This is a genomic window from Herbaspirillum sp. B65, assembly GCF_000333555.1.
Lineage (GTDB): Bacteria > Pseudomonadota > Gammaproteobacteria > Burkholderiales > Burkholderiaceae_D > Herbaspirillum > Herbaspirillum rubrisubalbicans.
Genome location: NZ_BADI01000141.1, coordinates 1 through 4,660, shown reverse-complemented (window position 1 = coordinate 4,660; position 4,660 = coordinate 1). Strand labels below are relative to the sequence as shown.

Here is a 4,660-nt window from a genome sequence, read left to right as displayed (position 1 = left end):
GACATGAGCTTCTTGGGGATGCAACCGACATTGACGCAGGTGCCGCCCAGCTCGCCCTTCTCGGCCAGCCCCACGCGGGCGCCGGCCTGACCGGCGAAGCGCGCCGCGCGCACGCCACCGGAGCCGCCGCCGATGGTGAAGAGGTCGTAATCGTATTGGCTCATGGTTTCTCCAGAGAGTGGCCGCAGCCCCCTGGCTACGCCCTTTGTTGGTCTTTGCGTGCTGACATCATGCGGGCGGAAGACCGCTTTGCAAGTCCGCATTGCGCCGGCCATCCAGCGCTCGCATCACCAGCAGCACCGGCGCCAGCCCCACCAGCACGATGGACAAGGCCGGCAGCGCCGCCTCGCCCAGGCGCTCATCGCGCGCCAGGTTGTGGGCGATCACGGCCAGGGTGTCGGTATCGAAGGGACGCAACAGCAAGGTGGCCGGCAATTCCTTGACCACATCGACGAACACCATCAGCGCCGCCACCGCCAGCGAACGCCACAACAGCGGCATGTGCAAGCGCCAGGCAATCACCACGCGCGCACTGCCCAGGGTGCGCGCCGCTTCATCGAGGCTGGCCGGAATGCGCGTATAGCCGGACTCCACCGACTGCACCGCAACCGCCGTGAAGCGTACCAGATACGCATAGATCACGCCCAGCGAGGTGGCCGTCAAGAGCACCCCCAGGCCCGCTGCCGGCCACAGCGCCTGCAGCCAGGCCACCGGCAGCAGGATGCCCACGGCAATGACCGACCCGGGAATGGCATACCCCATGCCGGCCAGGCGTGCCGTCAGGCGCAGCAGCGCCCCCTGCAAGCGGGGCAGGCCACCCGCGCGCAACGCAAAGCACAGGGCCAGCGCCAGCCCAATCGCTATGAATGCCGCCAGGCCGCCGAAGCGGAAACTGTTCCACACCCAGCCCGCATAGCGGCCCAGGTCGAAGGCCGGCGCGGCGATGTCCAGGCCAGCTTGGGCACGCCCCAACTCGCCCCACCAGAGATGCAGCAGGATCGCCACCGGCAGCAGGAAACCCAGCACCACCGGCAGCGCGCACACCAGCCAGGCTAGCAGCGTCGGCCCGCGCGACAGACGCGGCAAGCGCGCCTCGGCGCCATCGCTGCCGCGCCCGCCACGCGAGGCCGCAAAGCGCATCCGGCCCTGTTCGCGCCGCTCCAGCCACAACAGCAGCGCCACGAACAGCAGCAGCAAGGAGGCATATTGGGCCGCAGCGAGACGGTCATCGAGTACCACCCAGGCCTTGTAGATGCCGGTCGTAAACGTGGTCAGCCCGAAATAGGCCGACACGCCATAGTCGGCCAGCGTCTCCATCAAGGCCAGCGCAGCGCCTGCGGCCAGGGCCGGACGCGCCAGCGGCAAGGCCACGCGCACGATGCGTGCGGACAGGGGCGTACCCAACATGCGCGCCGCTTCCATCAGATGCGTACCGCGCTCGCAGAGGGCATTGCGCGCCAGCAGGTAGGCATAGGGATAGAGCGTGAAGACGAACATGCAGATCGCCCCCGGCAAGCCGCGCACATCCATGCGCCAACCCGGGAACCAGCCGCGCAGCGTGCTCTGCACCAGGCCGGCGTATTGCAGGAAATCGGTATAGGCATACGCCGAGACATAGGCCGGCATGGCCATCGGCAGCAGCAAGGCCCACGACAGCCAGCGCCGTCCGCGGAACTCGAACAGGCTCACCGTCACCGCCGTCGCCCCACCCACCAGCACCACCCCCAGCGGCACCAGCAGCGCCAGCCAGCCGGAAGTGGCCAGGTAACCGGGCAGCACGGTCTGGGCCTGCTGGCGCAGACTCTCGACCCCGGCGGCATCCAGCCCCAGCCAGGCAGCGAGGATGCCCAACAGGGGCAAGGCGATCAGGACAGCGAGCAAAGCGATGATGTGCATAGCAGGAAGACAGGAAGAGGCCAGAAAAAAGGAAGTCCCCCGGCCCATGCGCTACACTGCAGCCACCGAGACAAACGCGAATTGTAACCATTTCATTGAGCCTGCCCATGTTTCTGGAAGTCGAGCACCTCAGCATCCGCTATCCCCGCACCGCCACTGCCGCCGTCGATGCCGTCTCGCTGCGCCTGCAGCCGGGCGAACTGGGCGCGCTGATCGGCCCTTCCGGCAGCGGCAAGACCAGCCTGCTGCGCGCCGTGGCCGGCCTGGAGCCGGCGCAAGCGGGACGCATCCTGCTGGATGGCCAATTGCTCGAAGGCGATGGCGTGCGGGTGGCGGCCGAAGCGCGCCGCATCGGCATGGTGTTCCAGGATTTCGCGCTGTTCCCGCATCTGGACGTGGCGGCCAACATCGGCTTCGGCCTGCGCGGCATGGCGCGCGCGCAACGCGCACAGATCGTGACGCAGATGCTGGACCTGGTGGGCCTGCCCGAGGCCGCCCGCAAGTTCCCGCACCAGCTCTCCGGTGGCCAGCAGCAACGCATCGCGCTGGCACGCGCACTGGCCCCGCAACCGCGCCTGCTGTTGCTGGACGAACCGTTTTCCAGCCTGGACGTGGAATTGCGCGAGCGCCTGGCGCATGACGTGCGCGACATCCTCAAGCGCACCGGCACCACCGCCCTGATGGTCACCCACGATCAACTGGAAGCCTTTGCCGTGGCCGACGTGGTGGGCGTGATGCGCCACGGACGGCTGGAACAATGGGATAGCCCCTACGCCCTCTACCACCGCCCGGCCACCCGCTTTGCGGCCGATTTCATCGGGCATGGCGTCCTGCTGCGCGGGCAATTGCAAGCGGCGCCAACGGGCGCCTCGCCGCAGATCGAAGTGCAGACCGCCGCCGGTTTGCTGCGCGGGATCCCGCTGCAAGCCCCCTCCCCCAGCCCGACCCAGGTGGATGTGCTCTTGCGCGCTGACGACGTGCTGCACGATGACGCCTCCCCCTTCAAGGCTAGAGTGCTGCGCAAGTCCTTCCGGGGTGCGCAATTCCTCTATACGCTGGCCCTGGAGAATGGCCAGCAACTGCTGTCGCTGGTCCCCTCCCATCACGATCACGCGATAGGTGAATGGATAGGCATCCGCCTGGACGTAACGCATCTGGTGACCTTTCCTGGCGCGGCCGAGGACGCGAGCGTGCAGGGCTGACCAAACGGCATATGAAGATTTTTTCTACAGTGCCGATGCCAGGCAAACCGCCTGAAACGCTCGCTCTGTATTGGATCGTTAATCGATAGTCAACCTAAATAGTCATTATCACTGGATAGGGAACCCAGGCTTAGCCATCTGGTCTATCGCCCAGTTGTTAAGTTCGCCCGGATAGGCCAGTCACAACGCAGATCAAGAAGCTGGCCAGGTCGCATTCCCCGGAATGCCAATGCAACCCTTCTGTGATCATGCCCACACTTCCCGCCTCCCTTCTTGGTGCCTGGCACCAATCCTCGCGTGTCATGCGCCTGTTCACGTCGCCAGACAGCGACGCCGGTCTCGACGGCCTGATGGCCGAAAAACTCCAGGCCGTCGAAACCATCAGCCCGCTCCTGGAGGGCGGCGACATCGACGAGGCCATCGCCGGCTATCGCCTGCAACTATCCTGCCTGAGCCTGGACGCCCACCTGTCGCTGCGCAAGCTCATCGGTCAACCGGTGCTGCTGGCATTGCAGACCGATGGTGCCGCCCGCCACTTCCATGGCCACATCACCCAAAGCACGCTGCAAGGCGCCAATGGCGGCATGGCCCGTTATCTGCTGACCATCGAACCGTGGTTATCCTTCCTGCGCCATCGTCGCGATAGCGCGGTGTACCAGGACATGACCGTGCCCGAAGTCATCGAAGCCGTCTTGCGCGACTACCAGGGCCAAGGCAAGCTGCAACCGCAGTGGCGCCTGGACCTGCAGGACAGCAGCGTCTATGCCCGGCGCAGCCTGGTCACGCAATACCAGGAAAGCGATCTGGCCTTCATCAGCCGCCTGCTGGCCGAAGAAGGCATGTTCTACTACATCGAACACCAGGGCCACAGCAACAGCCCCAGCCTGGGCGCGCACACCATGGTCATCGCCGATCACAACGGCAGCTTCAAGGACAATGCGCGCGCCAGCGTCGCCTTCAGCCAATCCAGCGCCGTGATGGCGCAAGACAGCATCGACCGCTGGCGCAGCGTGCGTCGCTGGCAGACCAATGCCGTGGAAATTCTCACCTGGGACTACCGCCAGGCCGCCGTGCGGGAAGCCACCAGCGCCACCGCCGCCGACAGCGGCGCCCCCGCCTTGGCCCTGGTCAGCCGCGACGCCCCCGGCCTCTACGCCAACGAAAACCGCGTCCAGGCCGAACGCCAGGCCAAGCTCCAGATGCAAGCCATCGAAGTGCGCAACAAGATCTTCACCGGCGCCGGCACGGTGCGCAGCTTCGTCCCCGGCACCACCTTCAGCCTGAGCGGCCACGCCGACCATGTCGGCGGCGACAATGACCGCTTCGTCCTGCTGCGGGTGGTCCACCAAGCCCACAACAACCTCAATGCCGACCTCAAGAGCGAGGTCATGAACCTGCTGGGCCAAGCCGTACTGGCCGACGAAGATGACCAGGGCAGCCTGCTGGATGCGGCCTTGAACCCGGCGCCGGGCGAGGCGCGACCGGTCTATCGCAATCGCTTCGAAGCCATCCGCGACAAGATCCCCTATCGCCCCTTGCTCACCGCTGCCGATGCCAAGCTC

Annotated in this window: 4 protein-coding genes; 2 read left to right on the top strand and 2 right to left on the bottom strand. The window is 66.2% G+C overall.

Annotation, left to right across the window (positions count from 1 at the left end; genetic code table 11):
• Positions 1-164, bottom strand: a 164-nt coding sequence (locus I5W_RS29375; protein ID WP_159106102.1) for an FAD-dependent oxidoreductase, incomplete at its 3' end; no start/stop codon positions are given.
• A gap of 64 nt (positions 165-228) precedes the next feature.
• Positions 229-1,896: an ABC transporter permease gene (locus I5W_RS03795; RefSeq protein WP_044528231.1), complete on the bottom strand. Its 1,668-nt coding sequence runs from the start codon at positions 1,894-1,896 to the stop codon at positions 229-231.
• Positions 1,897-2,003: 107 nt separating this feature from the next.
• Between I5W_RS03795 and I5W_RS03790 the strand changes: the two genes are divergently transcribed.
• The gene (locus tag I5W_RS03790; protein WP_017452980.1) at positions 2,004-3,098 is read left to right on the top strand and encodes an ABC transporter ATP-binding protein; all 1,095 of its coding nucleotides are present in this window, start codon (positions 2,004-2,006) and stop codon (positions 3,096-3,098) included.
• 248 nt (positions 3,099-3,346) lie between these two features.
• Positions 3,347-4,660: type VI secretion system Vgr family protein (locus tag I5W_RS03785; protein WP_252716879.1), on the top strand; the 1,314-nt coding region annotated here is incomplete at its 3' end.

Bases quoted from the DNA above. Each gene is read 5' to 3' on its own strand.
- I5W_RS03795 (WP_044528231.1), bottom strand. From the start codon at position 1,896: ATGCACATCATCGCTTTGCTCGCTGTCCTGATCGCCTTGCCCCTGTTG.
- I5W_RS03790 (WP_017452980.1), top strand. From the start codon at position 2,004: ATGTTTCTGGAAGTCGAGCACCTCAGCATCCGCTATCCCCGCACCGCC.